Source organism: Variovorax sp. J22P240, from assembly GCF_030316855.1.
GTDB lineage: Bacteria > Pseudomonadota > Gammaproteobacteria > Burkholderiales > Burkholderiaceae_C > Variovorax.
In genome coordinates this window covers 220,761-242,749 of sequence record NZ_JASZYR010000001.1, presented here as the reverse complement: position 1 = coordinate 242,749, position 21,989 = coordinate 220,761, and the positions used below count along the sequence as shown (strand labels likewise).

28 protein-coding genes are annotated in these 21,989 nt (G+C 65.2%); 18 read left to right on the top strand and 10 right to left on the bottom strand.

The window, feature by feature from the left end; all coding sequences use genetic code 11:
• Window positions 1–9 precede the first annotated feature (9 nt).
• From QTI24_RS01250 to phaC, 3 genes are all read right to left on the bottom strand, one after another.
• Window positions 10–693 carry an RraA family protein gene (locus tag QTI24_RS01250; protein ID WP_286597804.1) on the bottom strand — a complete coding sequence of 228 codons (684 nt, stop codon included), beginning with the start codon at window positions 691–693 and terminating at the stop codon, window positions 10–12.
• Between the two features lie 110 nt (window positions 694–803).
• Window positions 804–1,982, bottom strand: coding sequence for an acetyl-CoA C-acetyltransferase (locus tag QTI24_RS01245; protein WP_286597803.1), 1,179 nt, complete (start codon window positions 1,980–1,982; stop codon window positions 804–806).
• A gap of 42 nt (window positions 1,983–2,024) precedes the next feature.
• Window positions 2,025–3,749, bottom strand: a complete 1,725-nt coding sequence (phaC, locus tag QTI24_RS01240) for a class I poly(R)-hydroxyalkanoic acid synthase (RefSeq protein WP_286597802.1) — start codon at window positions 3,747–3,749, stop codon at window positions 2,025–2,027.
• Window positions 3,750–3,852: 103 nt separating this feature from the next.
• Between phaC and QTI24_RS01235 the strand changes: the two genes are divergently transcribed.
• On the top strand, window positions 3,853–4,149 hold the full coding sequence (locus tag QTI24_RS01235) for a hypothetical protein (protein WP_286597801.1): 297 nt from the start codon (window positions 3,853–3,855) through the stop codon (window positions 4,147–4,149).
• On the opposite strand, the gene pgeF is transcribed toward QTI24_RS01235, so the two are convergent.
• Window positions 4,081–4,833: a peptidoglycan editing factor PgeF gene (gene pgeF / locus QTI24_RS01230; protein ID WP_286599234.1), complete on the bottom strand. Its 753-nt coding sequence runs from the start codon at window positions 4,831–4,833 to the stop codon at window positions 4,081–4,083. The genes QTI24_RS01235 and pgeF overlap by 69 nt on opposite strands.
• A complete protein-coding gene (maiA, locus tag QTI24_RS01225; RefSeq protein WP_286599232.1) occupies window positions 4,833–5,471 on the bottom strand; it encodes a maleylacetoacetate isomerase in 639 nt (212 codons plus the stop codon). The genes pgeF and maiA overlap by 1 nt, the downstream gene beginning before the upstream one ends.
• A 104-nt stretch (window positions 5,472–5,575) precedes the next feature.
• Here maiA and QTI24_RS01220 point away from each other — a divergent pair, with 104 nt between their 5' ends.
• The 5 genes from QTI24_RS01220 to QTI24_RS01200 all read left to right on the top strand — a co-directional run bounded on the left by QTI24_RS01220 (window position 5,576) and on the right by QTI24_RS01200 (window position 9,726).
• Entirely contained in the window at window positions 5,576–6,277 is a 702-nt protein-coding gene (locus QTI24_RS01220; RefSeq protein ID WP_286597800.1) for a fumarylacetoacetate hydrolase family protein, read from the top strand.
• 7 nt (window positions 6,278–6,284) lie between these two features.
• Window positions 6,285–6,836: an NUDIX hydrolase gene (locus QTI24_RS01215; protein ID WP_286597799.1), complete on the top strand. Its 552-nt coding sequence runs from the start codon at window positions 6,285–6,287 to the stop codon at window positions 6,834–6,836.
• Window positions 6,833–7,318: a CreA family protein gene (locus QTI24_RS01210; RefSeq protein ID WP_286597798.1), complete on the top strand. Its 486-nt coding sequence runs from the start codon at window positions 6,833–6,835 to the stop codon at window positions 7,316–7,318. The genes QTI24_RS01215 and QTI24_RS01210 overlap by 4 nt, the downstream gene beginning before the upstream one ends.
• A gap of 15 nt (window positions 7,319–7,333) precedes the next feature.
• Window positions 7,334–9,115, top strand: coding sequence for an ABC transporter ATP-binding protein (locus QTI24_RS01205; protein ID WP_286597797.1), 1,782 nt, complete (start codon window positions 7,334–7,336; stop codon window positions 9,113–9,115).
• Window positions 9,116–9,177: 62 nt separating this feature from the next.
• Window positions 9,178–9,726, top strand: a complete 549-nt coding sequence (locus tag QTI24_RS01200; RefSeq protein WP_503011184.1) for a murein hydrolase activator EnvC family protein — start codon at window positions 9,178–9,180, stop codon at window positions 9,724–9,726.
• Here the strand turns inward: QTI24_RS01200 and QTI24_RS01195 are convergent.
• Window positions 9,723–10,145 carry a DUF1810 domain-containing protein gene (locus QTI24_RS01195; RefSeq protein ID WP_286597796.1) on the bottom strand — a complete coding sequence of 141 codons (423 nt, stop codon included), beginning with the start codon at window positions 10,143–10,145 and terminating at the stop codon, window positions 9,723–9,725. The genes QTI24_RS01200 and QTI24_RS01195 overlap by 4 nt on opposite strands.
• Before the next feature lie 109 nt (window positions 10,146–10,254).
• On the opposite strand from QTI24_RS01195, the gene QTI24_RS01190 reads away from it, so the two are divergent.
• The 4 genes from QTI24_RS01190 (at window position 10,255) to QTI24_RS01175 (ending at window position 12,505) form a co-directional block, all read left to right on the top strand.
• Window positions 10,255–10,545, top strand: a complete 291-nt coding sequence (locus QTI24_RS01190; RefSeq protein WP_286597795.1) for a hypothetical protein — start codon at window positions 10,255–10,257, stop codon at window positions 10,543–10,545.
• Between the two features lie 89 nt (window positions 10,546–10,634).
• Window positions 10,635–11,219, top strand: coding sequence for a cytochrome b (locus QTI24_RS01185; RefSeq protein ID WP_286597794.1), 585 nt, complete (start codon window positions 10,635–10,637; stop codon window positions 11,217–11,219).
• Window positions 11,216–11,782, top strand: coding sequence for a YceI family protein (locus QTI24_RS01180; protein ID WP_286597793.1), 567 nt, complete (start codon window positions 11,216–11,218; stop codon window positions 11,780–11,782). The genes QTI24_RS01185 and QTI24_RS01180 overlap by 4 nt, the downstream gene beginning before the upstream one ends.
• Window positions 11,783–12,505 carry a YceI family protein gene (locus tag QTI24_RS01175; RefSeq protein ID WP_286597791.1) on the top strand — a complete coding sequence of 241 codons (723 nt, stop codon included), beginning with the start codon at window positions 11,783–11,785 and terminating at the stop codon, window positions 12,503–12,505.
• Here the strand turns inward: QTI24_RS01175 and QTI24_RS01170 are convergent.
• The 3 genes from QTI24_RS01170 to QTI24_RS01160 form a co-directional block, all read right to left on the bottom strand.
• Window positions 12,468–13,037, bottom strand: a complete 570-nt coding sequence (locus tag QTI24_RS01170) for a hypothetical protein (protein WP_286597789.1) — start codon at window positions 13,035–13,037, stop codon at window positions 12,468–12,470. The two genes, QTI24_RS01175 and QTI24_RS01170, sit on opposite strands and share 38 nt — an antisense overlap.
• 176 nt (window positions 13,038–13,213) lie before the next feature.
• Window positions 13,214–13,816 carry a hypothetical protein gene (locus tag QTI24_RS01165; protein ID WP_286597788.1) on the bottom strand — a complete coding sequence of 201 codons (603 nt, stop codon included), beginning with the start codon at window positions 13,814–13,816 and terminating at the stop codon, window positions 13,214–13,216.
• 170 nt (window positions 13,817–13,986) lie between these two features.
• On the bottom strand, window positions 13,987–14,184 hold the full coding sequence (locus tag QTI24_RS01160; protein WP_286597787.1) for a hypothetical protein: 198 nt from the start codon (window positions 14,182–14,184) through the stop codon (window positions 13,987–13,989).
• A gap of 587 nt (window positions 14,185–14,771) precedes the next feature.
• Between QTI24_RS01160 and QTI24_RS01155 the strand changes: the two genes are divergently transcribed.
• The 3 genes from QTI24_RS01155 (at window position 14,772) to QTI24_RS01145 (ending at window position 17,005) form a co-directional block, all read left to right on the top strand.
• Complete coding sequence (locus QTI24_RS01155) at window positions 14,772–15,368, top strand: RNA polymerase sigma factor (protein ID WP_286597786.1); 597 nt, start codon at window positions 14,772–14,774, stop codon at window positions 15,366–15,368.
• Window positions 15,369–15,473: 105 nt separating this feature from the next.
• Complete coding sequence (locus QTI24_RS01150) at window positions 15,474–16,160, top strand: hypothetical protein (protein WP_286597785.1); 687 nt, start codon at window positions 15,474–15,476, stop codon at window positions 16,158–16,160.
• Window positions 16,161–16,165: 5 nt separating this feature from the next.
• Window positions 16,166–17,005 (top strand): caspase family protein, encoded by an 840-nt coding sequence (locus QTI24_RS01145; protein ID WP_286597784.1) that lies wholly within the window; start codon window positions 16,166–16,168, stop codon window positions 17,003–17,005.
• Window positions 17,006–17,077: 72 nt separating this feature from the next.
• On the opposite strand, the gene QTI24_RS01140 is transcribed toward QTI24_RS01145, so the two are convergent.
• Window positions 17,078–18,037 (bottom strand): alpha/beta fold hydrolase, encoded by a 960-nt coding sequence (locus QTI24_RS01140; protein ID WP_286597783.1) that lies wholly within the window; start codon window positions 18,035–18,037, stop codon window positions 17,078–17,080.
• Window positions 18,038–18,177: 140 nt separating this feature from the next.
• Between QTI24_RS01140 and QTI24_RS01135 the strand changes: the two genes are divergently transcribed.
• The 5 genes from QTI24_RS01135 to QTI24_RS01115 all read left to right on the top strand — a co-directional run bounded on the left by QTI24_RS01135 (window position 18,178) and on the right by QTI24_RS01115 (window position 21,956).
• Complete coding sequence (locus QTI24_RS01135) at window positions 18,178–18,750, top strand: hypothetical protein (protein WP_286597782.1); 573 nt, start codon at window positions 18,178–18,180, stop codon at window positions 18,748–18,750.
• Between the two features lie 72 nt (window positions 18,751–18,822).
• A complete protein-coding gene (locus QTI24_RS01130; RefSeq protein ID WP_286597781.1) occupies window positions 18,823–19,155 on the top strand; it encodes a hypothetical protein in 333 nt (110 codons plus the stop codon).
• 27 nt (window positions 19,156–19,182) lie between these two features.
• A complete protein-coding gene (locus tag QTI24_RS01125; protein WP_286597779.1) occupies window positions 19,183–20,787 on the top strand; it encodes a DUF4384 domain-containing protein in 1,605 nt (534 codons plus the stop codon).
• Window positions 20,771–21,190 carry a hypothetical protein gene (locus QTI24_RS01120; protein WP_286597778.1) on the top strand — a complete coding sequence of 140 codons (420 nt, stop codon included), beginning with the start codon at window positions 20,771–20,773 and terminating at the stop codon, window positions 21,188–21,190. Before QTI24_RS01125 ends, QTI24_RS01120 begins: the two co-directional genes overlap by 17 nt.
• Before the next feature lie 31 nt (window positions 21,191–21,221).
• Window positions 21,222–21,956 (top strand): GIN domain-containing protein, encoded by a 735-nt coding sequence (locus tag QTI24_RS01115; protein WP_286597777.1) that lies wholly within the window; start codon window positions 21,222–21,224, stop codon window positions 21,954–21,956.
• The last annotated feature ends 33 nt before the right edge of the window (window positions 21,957–21,989 follow it).

The window sequence follows — 21,989 nt, the reverse complement described above, 5'->3', positions numbered from 1 at the left end:
CCCCAGGAACTACATCACGCCGAAGGTCTCCAGCGCTTGGCAGGCACTCATGCCACCCCGGATCGCATCGGCCACCTTGTTTTCGGTGCGCACCTTGTCGAGCGCCTTCGCCACCGCCTCGGACTCGACCGCTCTCGGTACAACCAGCACGCCTTCGCGGTCGCCGAAAAGCAGGTCGCCGGGCGCAATGCGGATGCCCTCGATCTCGATGGTGCAGCGATAGTCGATCACCTGCCCGCGCACGCCCTGGTCCTGCGCATAGGTGCCCCGGCAGAAAACGTTGAAACCGAGCCGCTCTATCTCGTCGGCGTCACGCACGTAGCCGTCGAGGATCGCGCCGGCCGCCTTGAGATGTCGGGCCCGTGTCGACATCAGGCCGCCCCAGAGCGCGTACCGCAGCGAGGCGCCAGTAGCGATGTAGATCTCGTCCTGCTTCAGATCATCCAGCGCCTCGAGCATCAGCCCGAAAGGCTTGCCCGACAACGGCCCGGCCGATCGGTTGCCGTCGTTGATCACGTCGGCTTCGAGCACCGGCATCGCACGGCCGACGATGCGCATCGACTTCTCCAGGGGCGCAATGCCCGCCGGAAGAAACTGGTGCTGGTAGCCCATCGTGTCGAGCACGTCGCCCACGGCGGCAACGAACAATTCGTCCCGAATGACTCGAAAAAGCTCAGCGTCGTTGTCGCTCAAGTCGTCTCCTCAAGTTCCGGGAATACCGCGGAACCGGCTCCGCCGGTCCGCTGGTGTTACCCCCCCCGAGAGGGGGAGGCCGAGCCACACGAAGTGGGCGAGACTGAGGGTCAGCGTTCGATCGTCAGGGCAACGCCCATACCGCCGCCGATGCAAAGCGACGCAATGCCCTTCTTGGCGTTCTGGCGCTGCATTTCATGCAGCAGCGTCACCAGGATCCGGCAGCCGGACGCGCCGATCGGGTGGCCGATGGCGATGGCGCCGCCGTTCACATTGACCTTGTTCACGTCCCAGCCCATCTCGCGGTTCACGGCACAGGCCTGCGCAGCAAAGGCTTCGTTGATTTCGAGCACATCGAGGTCTTGCGGCTTCCATCCGGCGCGCTGCAGCGCTTTCTGCGAAGCAGGCACCGGGCCCATGCCCATAAAGGCAGGGTCGAGGCCGGTGCTCGCGTAGCTGGCGATACGGCCGAGCGGCTTGAGGCCCAGCGCGGCCGCCTTCTTGGCGGTCATCACCAGTACGGCCGCGGCACCGTCGTTCAAGCCCGAGGCATTGCCGGCCGTCACGCCGCCCGCCTTGTCGAAGGCGGGGCGCAGGCCAGCCAGGCCTTCGGCGCTGGACTTGCGGTTGATGAACTCGTCCTTGTCGAAGATGACCGGATCACCCTTCTTCTGCGGGATGTTCACCGCGACGATCTCGTCCTTGAACTTGCCGGCGTCCTGCGCAGCGGCGGCCTTGGTCTGGCTGCCCAGCGCCAATTCGTCCTGTGCTGCGCGGCTGATGTCGTACTTCTTCGCCACGTTCTCGGCGGTGATGCCCATGTGATACTGGTTGTAGACGTCCCACAGGCCGTCGACGATCATCGTGTCGATCAGCTTCCAATCGCCCATGCGCTGGCCGTTGCGCGAGTTCGGCAGCACGTGGGGCGCCAGACTCATGCTCTCCTGGCCACCGGCCACGACGATCTCGCTGTCGCCCGTTGCGACGGCTTGCGCGGCCAGCATGACCGCCTTGAGGCCCGAACCGCAGACGGCATTGATGGTGAGCGCCGGCACTGAATTGACGATGCCGCTCTTCAACAGGGCTTGCCGCGCCGGGTTCTGTCCGCTGCCTGCGGTCAGCACCTGGCCCATGATGACTTCGCCGATCTGGTCGTTGCCGACCTTGGCGCGCTCCAGCACCTCCTTGATCACGATGGCGCCCAACTCGGTGGCCGGGATGTTGGCCAGTGATCCGCCGAACTTGCCCACGGCGGTGCGTGCGGCTGAAACGATGACGATGTCTTCCATGGTGTGCTCTCCGATGCGTGGATTGAAATGACAGGAAAAGGGTCAGGCTTTCGCCTTGACGTAGCGGCCCGGCGCAGGTTCCATCGCCTTGTAGGCGCTGCCCTTGCCGTAGGTCTTGGGGGCAGGGATCTGCTTGCCCGCGTGGGTCTTTAGCCAGTTCGACCAGTCGGTCCACCAGCTTCCGGGGTGCTCGGTCGCTCCTTCGAGCCACTGTTCCTGCGTTGCCGGTAGCTTGCCGTCCCCGCGAATCCAGTGGCTGCGCTTTTTCTTGACGGGCGGATTGATTACGCCAGCGATGTGGCCGGAAGCGCCCATGACGAAGCGCTTCTTGCCGGTCAGCACCTGCGTCGATGCGTACGCACCGCCGATAGGCACGATGTGGTCCTCCCGCGAACCGTAGATGTACACCGGTGCCTCGATGCTGCCGAGATCCACCTGCTCACCGGCGACGGTCAGCGCGCCGGGCTCGGCGAGCTTGTTCTCGTGATAGGTGTTGCGCAGGTACCAGCAGTACATGGGGCCGGGCAGGTTCGTGGCGTCGCTGTTCCAGTACAGCAAGTCGAAGGGCGGCGGCGTCTCGCCCTTGAGGTAGTTGCCGACCACGTAGTTCCACACGAGGTCATTGGGGCGCAGGAAGCTGAAGGTCGACGCGAGTTCGCCACCTTTCAGCAAGCCTCCCTTGGCCATCTGCATCTCGCGGAACTGCACGAAGGCTTCGTCGATGAAGATGTCGAGCACACCGGTGTCGGTGAAATTGAGCAAGGTGGTCAGCAGGGTCACCGACGAGGCCGGCTGCTCGCCGCGCGCCGCCAGCACGGCCAACGCGGTGCTCAGGATGGTGCCGCCCACGCAGAAGCCGAGCGTGTCGATCTTTCCGCCCTTCTTGTCCTGGCCGGTGATTTCCTGCGTGACGTGGATCGCCTTGATCGCGGCGTCCTCGATGTATTGGTCCCAGGTGTACTGGGCCATGGACGAATCCGGATTGCGCCAGCTCACCACGAAGACGCGATGCCCCTGCTCCACCGCATAGCGGATCAACGAGTTCTCGGGCTGCAGGTCGAGGATGTAGAACTTGTTGATGCACGGCGGCACCAGCAGCAGCGGACGTTCGTAGACCTTGGCGGTGAGCGGCTTGTATTCGAGCAGCTGAAAAAGATCGTTCTCGAAGACGACGGCGCCTTCGGTGGTGCCGACGTTGCGCCCCACCTCGAAGGCGCTCTCGTCGGTCATGCTCAGATGGCCCTGTTGCACGTCGTGCAGCAGGTTCTGGATGCCCTTGGCAATGCTCTCGCCCTGCGTCTCGAGCGCCTTCTTCTGCGCTTCGGCATTGAAGGCGAGGTAATTGCTGGGCGACGACGCCGCCATCCACTGCTCGACGGCAAAGCGCAGGCGCGAGCGCGTCTTCTCGTCGGCTTCGACGGCCTCCGCCATGCCCAGCAGCGTGCGTGCGTTGAGCAAGTAGACGGCCGCCGCGAAGGACGACACGGGGTTGCTGCTCCAGGCCTCTGCGGAGAAGCGCTTGTCGCCGATCGTCCTGTGAGCCACATCCTGACGCCAGAGCTCGGTGGCTTCGTTGATGTACTGCTGCTGCAGCTCCTGCAGCTTCTCGGTCGCGAGTGAGAACTTCGGCATTTCCCAGGACATGTCGTGCCCGTTGCCTCCCATGCCCAGCGACTGGAATGATTCGAGCGCCTTGCTCCATCCCTGCGTGAGCGCCTGCTGGAACGGCGCGAAGGTGTCGGCCGCCGTGGCATGTTCTTGTTTCATGATGTCTCCTGGTGCCTCGCCTCATCAATACGGGATTTGAGTATGCTGCATTCACGAGAGCCCCACCAGCGCGGCTCCCGATACCTTCCTGAAATCATCGTCTATGCATCTCGTCGTGATTGCCTGGCTTTATGTTGCCCTGATGATGGCGGTCGCAGAGGCCACCAACACCAACGGCACCGTGCTGGGCGCGGTCTTCACCTTTCTACTCTACGGCTTGGCGCCGGTGGCACTGGTGGTTTACCTGATGGCGACGCCAGCCCGTCGCCGCGCCATCAAGGAGCGCGAGGCAGCCGAACGCGAGGCCGCCATTCGAGCCGCCGCCGCGCATTCAGTCGCGCCAGATGCAGGCGGCGAAGCGGCCGCTGACCCGGTCGCGCCGATGCGAGAAAAAGCGTAACGGGTTGTGCACGGTGCACCAGGATTCGCTGCCGTCGTTGCCGTGAAGCTGCATCACGCCCGCTGCGCGCAGCCGCTGACGCGCCAGGGCCGGCAGATCCGCCATCCATTTGCCTGGTGAGCCGGTGGGCCTGAAGCAGTCGCGAGCCTCCGGCGCAGAGGCTTCGAACGCGGCCCGAACCTCGTCGCCGACTTCGAAGGCGTCCGGCCCGATGCAGGGGCCGAGCCAGGCCTTGATTCTCCGGGCGCCGCCATCGGCGTCGAAAGATTCGACTGTCCGTTCCAGAACGCCCGAGACGAGCCCTCGCCACCCCGCATGCGCAGCAGCGACGCGGCTGCCCGTTTCATCGGTGAACAGCACCGGCAGGCAGTCGGCCACCATGATCGTGCAGGCGATGCCGCTTTCGACAGTCGTACAGGCGTCCGCCGCCGCGCCGTCGACGCTCGACGAGTCCAGCGGCGTCACCCAGGTTCCATGCACCTGCTGGAGAAACACCGGCCGTGCGCCGATGGCCTGGTGCAGCATGGAGCGGTTGGCGCGAACGTGATCGGGCTCGTCGCCGACGTGGTCGCCAAGGTTCAGGCCCTGGTAGCTGCCGGCTGAGACACCCCCCGCCCGCGTGGTGCACAGCGTGTGGACGCCGGGCGCGGTCGGCCAGTCGGGGACGAGCCAGTCCGGATGGATCACGCTTCGGCGTCGGGGCAACGCGAAGGCTGTGCCCGCTGGAAAGCGTCGAGCTGCATGCAGGCCTCGAACGCTGCCATGGTGCGCGGCAGGCCGCTGAAGTCGCAGTCGAAGCGCTGGCCATTGAAGACCTGCGGCACCAGGCAGCAGTCGGCCATGGTCGGCGTGTCGCCGTAGCAGTAGGTGCCCTCGGGGTATTGCGCGAGCTGGCGCTCGAAAGAGACCATGCCTTCGCGCACCCAGTGGCGGTACCAGGCGTTCTTGGCGTCGTCGTCGAGCTTGAGTTCGCGCACGAGGTACTTGAGCACGCGCAGGTTGTTCAACGGATGGATCTCGCAGGCGATCGATTCCGACAGCGCCCGCACGTGCGCGCGGCCCACCGGGTCGTGCGGCAGCAGTGCCGGCTCGGGGTAGATCTCGTCGAGGTATTCGATGATCGCCATTGACTGCGTGAGACGCTCGCCGTCGTCCTCTAGCAGGGGCACCAGCTTGTCCGGCGAAATGGCGGCGAAAGGCCCGGTCTTGTGGTCCCCGCGCGCGATATGCACGGGGACGTATTCGTAGTCGAGCCCCTTCAGGTTGAGCGCGATCCGCACGCGGAAGGAGGCGGAAGATCGGAAATAGTTGTGCAGCTTCATCATCCGGCAAGCATAGCCTCGCGCAGCCCCTGAGGCCATTCCCCGGGGCATCCGGCGCCGCCCTCTGGCACACTGCCGTTTTCGCTGAAAAGGACGTTTTTTCCATGGCTTCCGAGTACGTTTTCACCCCCCACCCTGTCGTGTCGATTCCCGTGGTCGGCCAAACCACGCGTTTCCCGGTGCACCGCATCTATTGCGTGGGCCGGAACTACGAGGAACACGCCAAGGAAATGGGCTTCACCGGTCGCGAGCCGCCCTTCTTCTTCATGAAGCCGGCCGATGCCGTCGTGGTGGTGGATGCCGGCACGACCGGCACCATGGCCTACCCGACCCTCACCAAGAACCTGCACCACGAAATCGAGCTCGTGGCGGCCATCGGAACGGGTGGCAAGAACATCAAGGCTGCCGATGCGCACAAGCACATCTTCGGCTACGCCGTCGGCCTGGACATGACGCGCCGCGACCTGCAGAACGACATGAAGAAGCAAGGCCGCCCATGGGACATCGGCAAGAGCTTCGAGCAAAGCGCGCCGATCGGCCCGATCGTCCCGGTCGCGCAGGCTGGTGATGTCGAGAAGGCCGAGATCTCCGTGCAGGTGGGAGGCACCGACCGCCAGCGCAGCAATGTGAGCAAGCTGATCTGGAACATCGGCGAGACCATCGAGCACCTCTCGGCCGCATGGGAACTGCAGCCCGGCGACCTGATCTTCACTGGCACCCCTGAAGGCGTCGCCGCGGTGGTGGCCGGCGACACGCTCGTCGGCGAGATCACCGGCCTGCCTACGCTGACTGTCAAGGTCATCTGAACGCCTCATGTTTTTGCGCGTCCCTATCAAGCACTGCAAGAACTGCGGCACCGCGGTCGTCTACCGTGTTCCGGACGACGGCGACACCAAGGAACGCGCGGTCTGCCCGGCCTGCAACACGATCCACTACGAGAACCCGCTGAACGTGGTCGGCACCATCCCCGTGCTGGGCGATCGGGTTCTACTGTGCAAGCGCAACATCGAGCCCCGCTGGGGCAAGTGGACCTTGCCAGCCGGCTTCATGGAACTCAACGAGACGACCGAGCAAGGCGCGGCGCGGGAGACTGATGAAGAAGCCGGTGCCCAGTACGAAATGGAAGGCCTCTTCGCGGTCATGAGCGTCGTGCGCGTCGGGCAGGTGCACCTGTTCTACCGCGCGAGACTCTTGAGCGACAGGTTCGATCCGGGCCACGAGACCATCGAGGCCCGGCTCTTCACCGAGGAAGAGATTCCCTGGGAGGAGATCGCGTTCCGCACGGTCAAGGAGGCGCTGCAGCGCTATTTCGAGGACCGGCGCCGCGGCAGCTTCGACCGCGTGCACACGGTGGACATCGCATGACGTGCATTCGGCCCTTTCCATTGCTCCCGGCTCTCCTCTTGTTGACGGCGACGGCGGCGCTGGCGCGCGCCGAACCTGTCGGCGAAGTGGACACAGCCTTCAAGTTCATCGGACCCGACCACAAGATCGTGGTCGAGGCCTATGACGACCCCAAGGTGAACGGCGTCACCTGCTACGTGTCACGCGCGAAGACGGGCGGGGTCTCGGGCGCGCTTGGACTGGCCGAGGACAAGGCCGAGGCCTCGATCGCCTGCCGCCAGGTCGGGCCCGTCAGCGTGACTCAGCCATTGCCGAAGCGCGAGGAGGTCTACAGCGAGCGCCTGTCGATCCTTTTCAAGCGGTTGCGCGTCGTGCGCATGGTCGACGCGAAGCGCAACACGCTGGTCTACCTGACCTATTCCGATCTCCTCATTGACGGATCTCCCAAGAACAGCGTCACCGCGGTTCCCATCGATCGTGCGACGCCGATTCCGCAGAAATAGAGCAGGCGCCAAAGGATGAGCAGCAGCGCACCCGGCAACGCCGTCCGTGAACTCTATGCGGCGCTCTGGCAGTACGCAGAGGGCGCGCGGCCGCAAATGCTCTCCGCGACGGCACTGTTGACCGGGTCGCAGATCCTGCGCCTCACGATGCCGTGGCTCGCGGCGCAGGCCATCAATGCGCTGCAGACCGGAGACATCGAGAGGTCCGGGAAATGGATCGCGGCGGTGGCGGGCGTCTACATCCTCTCTTGGGTGATTCACGGTCCGGGGCGAATTCTCGAACGCAACGTGGGCCTGCGCGTTCGTGAAAGGCTCGCCGATGCGCTCTACGCCCGCATCGCAGCCGCGCCGCTCGTCTGGCACGACGGGCACCACTCCGGCGAGCTGCAGCACCGGGTGCATCAGGCCAGCCGGGCGTTGTCGGACTTCGCGCAGAACCAGTTCATCTATCTGACGAACATCGTCAACTTCATCGGGCCGCTGGTCGCGTTGACGCTTCTGTCACGCGCCAGCGGTGCAATGGCCATCATCGGCTATGTCGTGATCGCGGTCATCATCGTGCGCTTCGACCGCGCGCTGATGCGCCTCGCACGCGCCGAGAACGATGCCGACCGGCGTTATGTCGCGACACTCCTCGATTTCCTGGGCAACGCATCGACGGTCATCGGACTGCGGCTGTCGGCCGCTTCGAGAGGGCTGCTGGGACGACGCATGGAAGCGATCTCTGAGCCGCTCAAGCGGACCGTCGTGCTGAACGAAGGCAAATGGTGTGCCGTCGACCTGATGGGATTGGCACTGACATGGGGACTGGTCGTCGTGTACGTCTGGCAATCGCGCGCTCCGGGACAAGCCGTGATGCTGGGCTCGGTCTTCATGATCTACCAGTATGCGCAGCAGGCCGCGAGCGTGGTTTCATCGATGGCGGCCAACTTCCAGTTCTTCGCACGAATGCACACCGACTACACCAGCGCGGCGCCGATCTGGCAGGCGCCAGCGCGCGCGGCCGATCTCGCGGAAGAGCACGTCGACCGCGATGCCCGCTGGAGCACTGCGCAGGTCGAAGGCCTGGTGTGGAACTACAACCCACGCGGCACTCAGGCGCCCGGCGAGACCGCACGCAGCGGATTGCACGAGGTGTCGCTAGCGCTGCGCCGCGGCGAGCGCATCGCATTGGTCGGCCCCAGCGGCGGAGGCAAGAGCACCTTGCTGCGTGTGCTCGCCGGGCTCTATGCGCCGCATGGCGGCACCGTGGCCATCGATGGCCAACCACAACCCTGGTCGCGCCTGCGCGCGATCGCCACACTGATCCCGCAAGAAACCGAAGTGTTCGAAGCGAGCGTGCGCGAGAACCTCGGCTTCGGTCAGCCCTTCGACGACGAACAGCTTCGGGCCGCAATGCGCGTGAGCACTTTCGACGATGTGTTGAAGGCAACACATGGTGAACTCGATACGCCCCTCTCCGAACGCGGCTTTAACCTCTCGGGCGGCCAGCGGCAGCGGCTGTGTCTGGCGCGCGGCGTGCTCGCCGCTCAGGGCAGCTCGTTGCTGCTGCTCGACGAGCCCACCAGCGCGCTGGATGCGGCCACCGAGGGCCGCGTGCTCGAACGCATCGGTGCAGCATTTCCGGATGCTTGCGTGATTGCGTCGATTCATCGGCTGAGCCTGCTCGATCGATTCGACACCGTCGTGCTGATGGAGGCCGGAAAGATCGTGGACGCCGGCCCCCGCAGCGCGGTGCTCGCGCGCCAGCCATCGCTGCAGAAAATGATGACGCCAGCAATTTCAGCGCCGTGCTAAAAATACGGCCCGGTTGCGAGACCGCGGGAACCCTTTTTGCTGAATCCGTTTCAAAAAGACCCATGCAAGAACAGAACTACCTTCTTCGCGCCGGTGTCGCGGTGTTTGCCGCAGCCGTCCTGGCCGCCTGCACTACCGCACCGCAGCAGCAAAGGCAAGGACCGACACAGCCCTTCTATCCCTTGCCGCCTGCGGGGCAGGTCGCCCCGCCGCAGGCGACGGCGCCCGCGCCGAAACCGCAAGCAATCTTTATCCGGCCGGCGAGCGGCCGCACGCTCTCGACCTTCGACGGCAGCCGCAACAAGGGGCTGGACATCGCCGGGAACCTCGGAGACCCGATCGTCGCGTCGGCGGACGGCCGCGTCGTCTATGTCGGAGGTGAGCTGCGCGGCTACGGCAACATGGTCATCGTCAAGCACAACGACACCTTCCTGACCGCTTACGCGCACGCACAGACCATCCTCGTGAAAGAGAAGGACGTGGTGCGACAGGGCCAGAAGATTGCCGAGATGGGCAACAGCGACGCCGACCGCGTCAAGCTGCATTTCGAGATCCGCAAACAAGGCGTGCCGGTCGACCCCGAGCCCTATCTCAACGGACAGTTGAACTAGCCGATCAAGACCAAGGTCGCCTGATCGGACTGACCTGCAAAGTACTTCTCCAGGCACGAACGAAAGACCGCCGCCGAAGGGACTGCCACGGCGAACAGCGTCATGGACGACCAGAATTTCTGATCGTCCGGCGCGCCGAAGATCTCGTGCACCGTGCGGCCATCCACCGCCAGGACCCGTTCGCTGCACTCCCGCAACCTTGGCCCCAGCACCGGATGCGCCAGGTAGGCGCGCGCCTCGTCGAGTGAAGCGATGGCATAGCGCCGCGCCATATCGCTGCGCCCCAGTCCCAGCAGTTGAGGGAAGACGAACCACATCCAGTGGCTGCGCTTCCTGCCCGCACGCAGTTCATCGACAACGCCGTCGATCACGCCGGCCTGGGCATCCACGAAACGCTTCAGATCGAAGGGATCGCTCATGGGAGATGTCTTTCTGTAGGCGGCTTCTGTCCCTGCATTGCGAGTATGGCGCGCATCCGTTCGGCCGTGAAAGCGTGAAATCCATGAGCCAAGAAAAAAGGAGCTCACCATGAACTGCGAAGCGATCCATTGTCTCGACACGGAGACTGTCCGGTTCGCGATCTATCCCGACGGCTTCGACGGACCTCGCATCATGGCCCGCATCGCCGACGATGCACTGCACAACCTCTTTGGCGCAAGCAACGACGAGATCAGCCTGCTCGATGCTTGCGAGGCCCATTTCGACGTGATCGAGGCGAAGGCCGTGGAGCGCTACCGCGCGTCGCCGTGCACGCCCATCACACTGACTGCGAATGACATCGAGGCGCTCATGCCGCTCGCCGAGGCTTCCTGCAGCTAGGGGGCAACTTTGAAGTGTGCCGGCTCGATCGGCGCGACAAGGCGAAGGCGGGTTGTCCAAGATGGCCCCAAACTGCGACACTGGGCGCGATGCGAACGCCTCCCTCATCGGCCCCGTCCGGGAAAGCGAAGACCGACGCCGCCTGGAGCGCGTCGATCAGGCTCTTCCATTGGCTGATCGCGGTGCTGATATTCATCCAGTTCGCAATGGGCTGGCTGGCCGTCGGGTGGCGGCTTTCGCCGACAAAGATCAATCTCTTCGTCTGGCACAAGTCCATCGGCATGCTGATTCTCGCCTTGGTCATCGCACGGCTGTTAAATCGTCTGGCAAGGCCGACGCCGCCGCTTCCGGCAGACACCCCCGCGTGGGAGCGCGCTGCGGCACGATGGAGCCACGCCCTGCTCTATGTCCTGATGATCGCGATGCCACTCACCGGCTGGGTCATCAACTCCGCGGCGGGCATCCCGTTTCGCATCTTTTGGCAGTTGCCGCTGCCGCCGTTGATTGCACCTGACAAGCACACGGCAGAAGTCGTGGCGCTCGTGCACTTCGCACTCGGCATTGCCTTCGTCGCTTTGCTGATGCTGCATATCGGCGCCGCGCTGCGGCATCACTTCGTCAAGCGAAACAACGTGCTGAGGCGAATGCTGCCTTCGAGGAGACTCGTGAAATGAAAGGGCTCGCCAGTCTTCTCGCCGTTCTGGCTTGCTCTGCGCCAGGTTTCGCGCTCGCCGCCGAATGGAAAATGGACCCTGCGAACAGCCGGCTCGAGTTCGCAGCCACCTTCGAGAAATCGCCGGCTCCAGGCACCTTCAAGGAGTTCGACACGCGGCTCGACTTCGACCCGGCGAAGCCTGCCGGCGGCCGCCTGGATGTCACCATCAGGGTCGCGAGTGCGGACATGGCCAGCGCGGACATCAACAAGGCCATTGCCGGGGCCGAATGGTTCGACTTTGCCCGCCATCAGCAGGCGGAGTTCCACTCGACCGACATCCGACAGAGCCCTGCGCAGGCTGGCAGCTACGTCGCCCGCGGCGTGCTCACGCTGAAGGGAGTGCAACAGCCGTTGGAGGTGCCCTTCAGATGGAGCGAGGCGTCCGACGGCGTGACGATGCAAGGCGAATTCACCGTCAAGCGATCGCCATTCGGCATCGGCACCGGCGAGTGGACCGCCACGGATGTGATCGGGCCCGAGGTCGCGGTGAAGTTCCGCGTGCGGCTGCGCAAGGCCTCGTGAATGCTGCGCCTAGGCTACGCCATCGCACTCGTGATGCTGATCGCGGCTTGCGCGCCGCCCGTGCGTGTGACAGCGCCGGAGCCAGCCCCGACGCTTGCGAAGGGAAGCGCCCCGGAGGGCTTTCCTATCAAGCGCTATCAAGAAGCAGCGGCGCAGGGCAAGCCGGTTTATCGCGTGGACCCCGAACAATCACTCGTCTCCGTCCTGGTGCGTCGCGGCGGATCGCTCGCGCACCTCGGACATGATCACGTCGTTGCGAGCCGCGGCGTCCAGGGCTACATCGCCCCGGACGAAAGAATTGCCGATTTCTTTGTCCCCCTGGCCGAGTTGTCGGTCGACGAGCCGGTACTTCGCGCGGAAGGCAGATTGGACACGCAGCCCACCGAGTCCGACATCGCCGGCACGCGCTCGAACATGCTCGACAAGGTGCTCGAGACGCAACGCTTTCCTTACGCGCTCATTCACATCAGCGGCGGGGAGAAGACGCCGACAGGGTTGCGGCTCGACGTCACCATCACGCTGCACGGGGTCCGCCGCAGCTTTGATGTGCCGGCGCAAATGGAGACTGTGGAGGGCGCGATGAGCGTCGAGGGAACGCTCGAACTCAAGCAGTCCGACTTCGGCATCGTGCCCTTCTCCATTCTCGGCGGCGCAATGCAGGTGCAGGATCGGCTGAGCCTGCGCTTCAGGATTCGTGCGCGGCCCGTCGATGCCCGGTCATGAACTCGCGCAGGTCGTTGTAGCGTGAGACGAAATTGACGAGCACGCTGGCCGTCCACGCAAAGGTGAAGATCCCCGACATCCCGATGATCGGCGGCACGATGCGCCATGCCTGAGGCAGGGAGAACGGCTCGCCCAGCGCGGTGTAGCAGTTGGCCGCAAAGTACGCGGCGGTGGACCAGTTCGCGACGATGTCGCCAAAGATCAGGGCTGCCGACCAGACCACCACCTCCGCCAGATGCAGCGCGAGCAGCATCATCACGGTCAGGGTGAACAGCAAGTCGGCCTGCCACAACGAAGCGCTCGACTTCAGCGCGTTCGATCTCTTGAGATAGGAGCCCGTGATGATGCGGATCCAGAAGGCATGGAACATGATCACCACGACGAGAACCGCGCCGCCAAACATGATGTCAGGCAGAGGCAGCGCCTGAGTCAGGGCGTTCTCGACCAGACTGGGCCGCAGGCTCGACAGATCCGAAGCGGCCGACGAAACGACGCCTGGAAGCGAATCGGAATCAAACTTCTCGTCAGCCATGATGAGCACCCTCGGGTTGGACGGGATCGGAACCGTCCCCCATCGTAGCGACCGGTCGCGCCTACGGGGTGCTGCGGGATTGCATCAACGCCTGATGAGCTTGTCCAGTCCGCGTGCGCCCGGCCGCGCTGCGGATGCCCAGATCGAACACCTGCGCATGCCGGCAAGCCGCGCCATCATTTCGCCGGCGCAGGCTGGACGCGCAGCGCCACACTTTCAGTGAAGCTCGCGACGACCTGATCCCCTGCCTTGACTTCGTGCAAGACCTTCGGATCGCGCACCTTCACGTCCACGAAATCGCCGCTCGGGCCCCTGAGCGTGGCAACGCCTCGCTTGGCATCCACACTCTCGACGTTGGCGACGATGGTGGTTCTCTTCATCACTACGCCCCCCGGCTTCGCGCCACGCGCAGCAACCGCGGCCGAGTCGGTTTCAACCTTTTCGCGAATGCCGTCTCCGCCCTTCACCAGCGCGAGTGCGACGCCGATTCGATAGCTGAGGCGGACGCGGTCGCCGACCTTGACCTGGTCCAGATTCTTGACTGCCGGATCGACCCTCATCTCGCCGATGTTGCCCTTGGGCCCCTTGATCGACACGATGCGGTTGGCGAGATCGATCGCCGTGACCTCGCCGACGACGGACACAACCGTCGAGCCGCCTCGTGCGTCTTCGAGGTCCACCCGCTGGTGGGCTGGCGTCTCGGCGCCTGCGATTCCAGCACTCGACCCGATCAGCAGTGCCGTGCATGCGGCGATCAGGACTTGTCTTTGAGAGGTCATCGTAGAGCTCCAGTGTGTGACAGGGAAAACGTTCGTCGACTCGTGGTCGCTTCAGCAACGACTCGGCGTGCCAATGCATTCACGATCCCGAACCGGGATCGTGCCTAGCGGCTAAAAGATGGATGACTGCAGTTTCGCGCTGCCTTGCGGGCGTGTCAATCAAGGCGAGGCTACAAAGGCCCGCGCTGGCTCCGAGGCACGTCCGGCGCCGTGGGCGCGTCCGCTTGCGCCCTTTCGTGATCGAGGTTGACCAACAGCCCGTGCATGGTCAGCAATCGCAACGCTTCAACCTGGGTGAACTCTTGAACGGTGGCAATGAAGCGCATCTCGTAGGCACCGAGTCGGATGGCGTCGCCATGGAGGGCCACGGCCGATCTTGTTGTCGTGGGGCTGCAGGAGGACCTGCCGCGTCTCGCCGGTGGCGGTCATCATGAGGAGCGTCGGCATATCGGGGCCCTTCAATCGATGCGGGCGCACTGGCCGCCGAGGGAATCCGTGAGGGTCATCCTCGCACTATCGACTGAGGCTCATCCGTTTGATGGATGCGCGAGGACAACTGGCTCGAGTGGCGGTGGATCATGATCCGCTGACCGCCCGGATCGGGCGCTGCGCCGCCCAATGAAAAAGGCTGTCAGGAAGCATGGCACGCCCGAGGCGTTGTGGCGGGGCTCACGCAGTGCCATGCTGATTGCCATGCTCGTCCTGTTTGCCCTGCCGCTGTGAGGGTGGTGCGCTGGCTCGGCGTCGTGCTCTGGCACAACGAGATGAGCGTGGCCTTGCCCGATACCGCCTGCGAATGCCTCGACAAGATAGGTCTTCGACCGGCAATTTCCGAGCTGGCTCAGGCGCGCGACCCAGGCCGGCTGACATCGAAGCCGGCGGCCTGTTTTTCTCATACCTGACAGATACTTAGCGCGTTATATTTCGTCACCGCCACCGCACTGCTCCCGCCCGCATGGACAACGACGAGGTCAACAAGCTGCTGGCACGCATCGGCCGCGAAGACCAGGCAGCGTTTCGTCAGCTGTACAAGGCGTTCAGCCGCAAGGTGTACGCGTATGTGCTCAACATGCTGAGCGACCACGCGCGGGCCGAGGAAGTCCTGGCGGACTCGTTCTACGAGGTCTGGCGCCACCCCGAGCGCTTTCGCGGCGATTCGCAGTTCTCCACCTGGCTCATCGGGATTGCGCGCAGAAAGGCGCTGATGGTCTACCGTGCGCGGCGGCCTGACGAGGTGCACGGGGATCTCGACGACATCGCCGAGACCACCGCCTCCGACACGCCTGACGGCTACGCGGAGTTGGCTGGCAAGCAACGGCGTGAAGGCGTGCAACATTGCATGGGCAAGCTGTCGGACGAGCATCGCGAATGCCTGCACCTGGTGTTCTACGAGGGCATGAGCCTGGCTGACGTGGCAGAGGTACAAAACTGTCCCGAGGGCACCGTCAAGACGCGCCTGTTCCACGCCCGCCAGAAGATCAAGAATTGCCTGCAGTCGCTGCTGCGCAGTGAGGGGGGTGCCCCTGACGCGAGGGGCGCTCTTGCATCCTGAAGAGCTTGTGGCGTATTTGGCGATTGCGCGAATTAATTTGAACCGTCCGCCGGGCTCACGCAACCAAGGGGCTGACACGGCATGTCCCGTGCAGGAATGATCATCATGAAAGAACGCTTCGAAGAACTCCTCCCCTGGTATGCCAACGGCTCGCTGGGCGCCGAAGACCGCGCCTGGGTCGACGCCTACATGGCACAGCATCCCGAGTCCCGCAGCGAGCTGGACTGGTATCGCTCACTGCAGGCGCGCGTGGAGGAAAACGCCCCGGCCGTCCCGGCAACGATCGGCCTGGCCCGCACCATGCGCCTGATCCAGGGCGACCGTCCGACCGTGGCCGAGCGCATCGGCGGCTTTTTCGGCAACTTCGGCATGCGCCTGATCCAGGGCGACCGTCCGACCCTGGCCGATCGCATCGGCGCCTTTTTCGGCAACTTCGGCATGCGACCGAGCTACGCGCTGGCCGCGCTGGCGGTCATGGCAGTGCAAGGCGGCGTGATCGTGAACCTGCTCGGCAGCGCTCGCGACAGCGCCGACGAAATCCGCGCGCTGCACGCGGTCCGTGTCGAAGAGGGCCCAATGCTGAAGATCAGCTTCGCGCCCGACGCCAAGGAGACCGACATCCGCATGCTGATGGTCCAGGTTCGCGGCGAACTGGCCGGCGGCCCTGGCCAGCTCGGCGACTACTACCTGCGCGTACCGGCCGGCAGCGAAGCGGCGGCGCTCGCACAGGTCAAGGCCGCCCCGATCGTTCAGGCCGCCGCGCTCGCAGCCGGCGTGCCGCCCCGGGAGTAGCCGACATGGCCGCACTGCTGACCCGTCGTCTGCTGCTGCGCGGTGCATTGGGTGCCGCAGCCCTGCCCTTCGGTCCCGCCATGAGCGCCCCGGCCGATGCCAACGTCGCCGGGTCGCGCATCGCATTGGTGATCGGCAACGGCGCCTACCGCACTGCACCGCTGAAGAACCCGCCGGGCGACGCCATCGCCGTCGCGGCAGCGCTGCGCGGCCTTGGCTACGAGGTGACCCTGCGTCAGAACACGCGACTGCCGGAACTGATCGAATCACTGCGCGAGTTTTCGATTCGTGCGCCGAAGGCGGCGGTTCGCGTGATGTTCTATGCCGGCCACGGGGTTCAGGTGAAGGGTCGCAACTACCTGGTGCCGATCGATGCCGACCCGCAGTCCGAAGAGGACATCCAGCGGCAAAGTGCGGACGTCGGCGAGTTCGTCGACCGGCTCAGTGCGATCGGCACCGGCGCCAACATCGTGGTGCTCGATGCCTGCCGTGTGAACCCGTTCGCCGGCGGCGTCATCGTGGGCCCCGATGGACGGCGCCTGAAATTCCGCGGCGCGACGCCTGGCGGCCTGGCATCGCTCGATGCGCCCGTGGGCACGCTCGTGGCCTTCTCGACCGCGCCGAACGGCGTGGCGCTCGACAGCGCCAGCAGCGAGCACAGCGTCTATGCACGCCACCTGCTGGCCAACATGTCGATGCCAGGACTGCAGATCGAGCAACTCTTCAAGCGGGTGCGTATCGGTGTGGCCGAAGACACCAGCCGCGTGCAGGTGCCCTGGGAGTCCTCGAGCCTGACCGCCGACTTCTGCTTCAAATCGAACGCCAACGGGCGCTGCGGCAGCTGAGCCGACCCGCTCATTGGGTAACCTCCGTGCTTCGCACTGCGGTGCGAGCGTCTTCGGGCGGCCGGGCGGCGCTCAGGCGTGGTCCTCGATGAAGTGCTCGAGCTCGCGCGCGAAGCGCAGCGGCTCACTCACATGCGGCGAATGACCGGCATGCGGGTAGATCGAGATCTGCGCGTGCTTCACCGTGTCGCGATACCAGGCATCGAGCGGCACACCGGCATAGTGCGGGCTGCGGGCCCCGAGCACGACGAGCAGCGGCGCGTCGAGGCGCGACAGCGAAGCGCGGAAGTCGGCCTTCGCCATTGACTCGGCCAGGTCGAGCAGCGGCCTGGCATCGATGCGCGCCAGGCGGCGACGCAGCATCCGTCCGAGCGGCGCTTCGACAGCCAGCTGGCGCCGCAACCAGGTGCCTCCGAGTGCACCGACCTCGTTCAACAGCGTCTCGGCCAGATCCCGGCGCGCGCCGACGATCAGCCCCGACAGCATCGCCGCGCTGCAGCCGCCGAACAGCCCGAGTCGCCAGCTGTCGTCCGTCACGATGCGCGGAGACTGGTCGACCAGCGCCACCGCAGCAACCCGCTGCGTGCCATGCAGGTGCAGGTATTGCATCAACGTCAGCGCGCCCATGGAATGCCCGACCAGGATCGAGCGCTGCAGCCCGAAATGGTCGAGTGCCTCGGCGAGGTCGTTCGCAAGTCGCGCCAGCGTGATGCTGCCGCTCGCCGACCGGCAGCTGCCATGGCCGCGTGCGTCCCAGCTGAACACGCAATGGCGCCGTGCCAGCCTCCGGGCCACCGGCAGCCAATCGCGATGCGTGCATCCGAATCCGTGCACCAGCACCAGCGGCGACCCGCGGCCGAGCACACACACGGGAACAACGTGGCCATCCGTGGCCGTGAACGTGTCGTATTCGCTCGCAGCGGATGAGCCGAGACCCATCAATCCAAAGTTGCGCAGCGCGTGAAAGGCACCGCGCAAGCCCGTCAGGCGTGCGGGGTTCGGCGGCGGATCAGGCGGCGCGCTGTCGGGCATCGCGGGCGATCCTACCCCGGTGCGACGTTCGCCCGAAATCTCCTTGAACCGAATCCGGGACGTCGGCAACCCATGGGCGGGAAGGCAAGCAATTCGGCAAGCCCAACCTCAACCCCTGTCACCACTCTCTGGAGATCATCATGCAAGTCGTTCGCAAAGCATCCATCCTCATCGCCCTCGGTTTCGCCTTCGGTGGCGCGATGGCGGGCGAAATCACCGGCTCGACAGTGCTGTCCACCAACGCCAACAACACCTCGTCCGGCTTCCTGGCCACGGCGCGTCAGAACATCGGTGTGTCCGAGGGGAACTCCAAGATCACCAACAGCACGGTGATCGCCAACGGGGCCAACAACTCCGCCTCGGGCTTCCTGTCGACGGCGAACCAAGACGTCGGCCGCGCACGGGACAACGGCGAGCTTACCAACAGCACGGTCATCGGAACGAACCTGAACAACAGGGCTTCGGGCTTCCTCAGCACTGCCACGCAGGAAGTGGGCTTCGCCAAGGGCAACGGCAAGGTGAGCAACTCGACCGTTATCGCCAATGGTGCAAGCAACACCGCATCCGGCTTCCTGTCCACGGCCAGCCAGCAGATCGGTGGCGCGCAAGGCAACGGCAAGCTGACCAACTCGACCGTCATCGCCACCAACTCCAACAACACCGCAAGCGGCTTCCTGTCCACCGCCGCTCAAAGCATCGGAGTCGCCAAGTAACCAGCACTGTGCCTTCGTCCCACATCCGCCAGCGCCGACGGCGCTGGCGGTTTTCCAGCAAGGAGACCCACCATGAATGCACCCCTCATCCGCCGCACCTCCCGCATCATCCTCGTCACCATCACGCTGGGCGCATGCGCCAGTGCATTCGCGGGGCAGGAGCTGCTGGAGGTCGACTCACGGTTCCGCGCCAAGATCGCGAAGGAAAAGATCCGCATCAGCGCGCAGGAGCGCAAGGCTGAAGAACAAGGCAAGTCCCTGGAGCAAATCCAAAACCAGGGCACATGCGGGAGCCAGAGCATCGGCAACATCGACACGGGCGGGCGCATCGGAGCCGGGCCGCGCGAGGTGTTCGTGTTCGCACCCAATGCCATCAACATCGTCGGCCGCGGCAGTTGCCGGTGAGCCGAAATCGCCAAGAACGGAGATGTCATGAAACCGCCCCGCATCGTGCGCTTCCTGGCGCTTGGCGCAATCGCAGCACTCGCAGGCTGCCAGGCGCTCGAGGTCAAGCAGCCAACCCTCGAACAGACCGCCGAGATCCGCGTCGGCCCCGAGCAACGCCCTCAGCGCTCGATCACGGGCTTTTCGCAGTCGCTGCGCTGCATGGACACGCTGATGCTCGACTTCGGCGTGCGCGACGTCACGATGCTGACCGAGGAAATCACCGACGAAACCAAGAAGCTGAACGCCGGAACGCGTGACATGCTGATCTCGGCGGTGTCGGACATGTCGCGGCGCAGCCGCGCGGTGCGTCTGGTCGCGTTCGGCAAGGACACATTGAACGTGGTCAGCTTCCTGTCGGCCGCGCAGACCACGGCGGTCTACCAGGCGATTCCGCGCTACGACATCAAGGGTTCCGTCTCGCAGTTCGACGAGAACCTGATCAAGAACCAGAAAGACTTCGGCATCGGCTACTTCCCGTACCTCAACCTTGGTGCTGCAAAAGACGCGTCCACCAGCATGCTGGCGCTCGACCTGAACGTGCTGTCGACCAGCGACATGGGGGTGCTGCCGGGGGTCACGTCACGCAATGCCGTGGTGATCATGAAGCAGGGCAAGGGCATCGACGGCGACGCCGCGTACAAAAAGTTCGGCATCAGCTACAGCATGAACCTGGCACGTTCGGAAGGCCAGTCGCAGGCGCTGCGCGGGCTGGTCGAACTGGCAGTGGTGGAGCTCATCGGCAAGCTGACGAAGACCCCCTACTGGTCCTGCCTGGGCGTCACCGACCCGAAGGCGAACGAGGAAACGCGTCTCGAGATGCTGGATTGGTACAGCGCGATGGCTTCGACGCGCATCGAGCTGATCGCCTACTTCCAGAACCAGCTGCGCCACCGCGGGTTCTACGACGGCCCGATCGACGGCGAATTCAATCCTGCCATCGACGAGGCGATCTCCAACTATCGCGAGCAGCTGGGCCTGAGCCGCGCGGCGGTGCTCGACGAAAAGTTCTTCAGCGCCTTCCTCGCTGCAGACCACAGCAAGATCCAGCGCCCGGCGCAACCGGCACGCTACGTTGCCCCTGGAACGCCCGGCACGCCTGCCTCGACGCCCGGATCACGGACGGCTGCAGCCACCGCACCGACGACGGCCCCTGCACCCACGGCGACGCCCCTGAAGCTGTCCGTCTCGGCCCCGAACCAGCAGACGCGGTTTGCCCGCGGGGAGTCGATCAGCCTCTCCCTGGCGCCGTCGCAGGACGCCCACGTCTACTGCTACCTGCGGGACGAGGAGGCCAAGGTCATCCGCTTCTTCCCCAACCGGTTCACGCGGGACTCACGCATCGCTTCGGCCAAGCCTCTGACATTGCCCGGCTCGATGCGCTTCCAGCTCTCGATGAATGCGAAGGGCGTGCCCGAGACAGTGACCTGCTTCGCAACCCCGCGCGACGTGATGTCCTCGCTGCCCCAGGCGGTGGTCGGCATCGACTTCGAACCCCTGCCCGGCGCCACGCTCGAGATGATCAGCGCCGCCTTCGACAAAGCCAGCGGCGGCACCCTCGCCCAGGAGAACTTCAATGTACAAGCCAAGTGATTTCCTCTCTGATCGTCGGGCACGGCGCGGCGCCCGCCTGGCAGCGCTTTCCCTGGTGGCCGTCGTCGCCGTGACCGGCATCGTTCTGCAGTGGCCCCGCGGCGCGACCGCAGCTGTCGCGGCAATCATCGGTGGCGACGACCGTGTCGCATCCCAGGTCGCGCCAGCGCCGCCGGCAACGGGCGGGAAGGCACCCGCCACCTACCAACTCCGCTGCTGGCAGTACGGCCGGCTGCTGTTCGAGGAAGGTCCGGTCACGCTGAGCGCCGAAGCACGGCAGGGCGCAAGGATGGTGGCGACCGACCGCCGTGGCGGGGCCCTGTTCGTCACCGCCGATCTCGGCGGAACCACCTGCATGGCGCGCCCCTACCCGCCCCCTCCCGCCCTCTGGCTGCCGCGCTGAGGCCAATGCCGCCGCAACCCGGAGCCCCGTCATGAACTGGTTCACCCAAGCCTTCCCGCAACCGCCGTCGCTCCGGGCTGCGGCCCTTGCCGCCGGCTGCGCTGCGTTTCTTGCCGCGACCCCTTCCGGGCCCGCACAGGCAGCCACCGAAACCCGCAGCGTCGCCGACTTCGACGAGGTCGTGTTTGCCGTTGCCGGCGACGTCCGCATCGAACAGGGCCCGCGCGAGTCGCTGACCCTGGAGGCCGAGCCTGCGGTGCTGCGCAAGATCACGACCGAGGTCCACGATCGGCGCCTGCTCATCGGCCTTGCGCCCGGCCGGGTCGAGACGAAGCAGCCGATCCGGATGAAGCTCGGCGTCCAGACCTTGCGCGCCTTCGAGTCGCGCACCGCTGGCGAGATCAGCATCGGACCGCTGCGCAGCGACACGCTTGCGCTGGTGCTGGCAGGCAGCGGCTCGATCCGCCTCGAGCGCCTGGACAACGCGCGCAGCCTCGACGTGCGGATCACCGGTGCCGGCGATGTCGCTGTCGGGGGCGGCAAGGTGGCGGCGCAGCAGCTCGCCATCGCCGGCATCGGCACCTATTCCGCGCCCAGGCTCGCCAGCGAGCGCGCCGACGTGGCCATCGATGGCAACGGTGAAGTGCAACTCGCCGCCAGCACCACGCTGGCGGTGCGCATCGGCGGTGTCGGCAACGTGCGCTACCACGGCGACCCGGTGGTGACACGTTCCATCCGCGGCATCGGCTCGGTCGAGAAAGAGTGAACCGGGCAGGCGGCGCGCGCAACCCATGGGCAT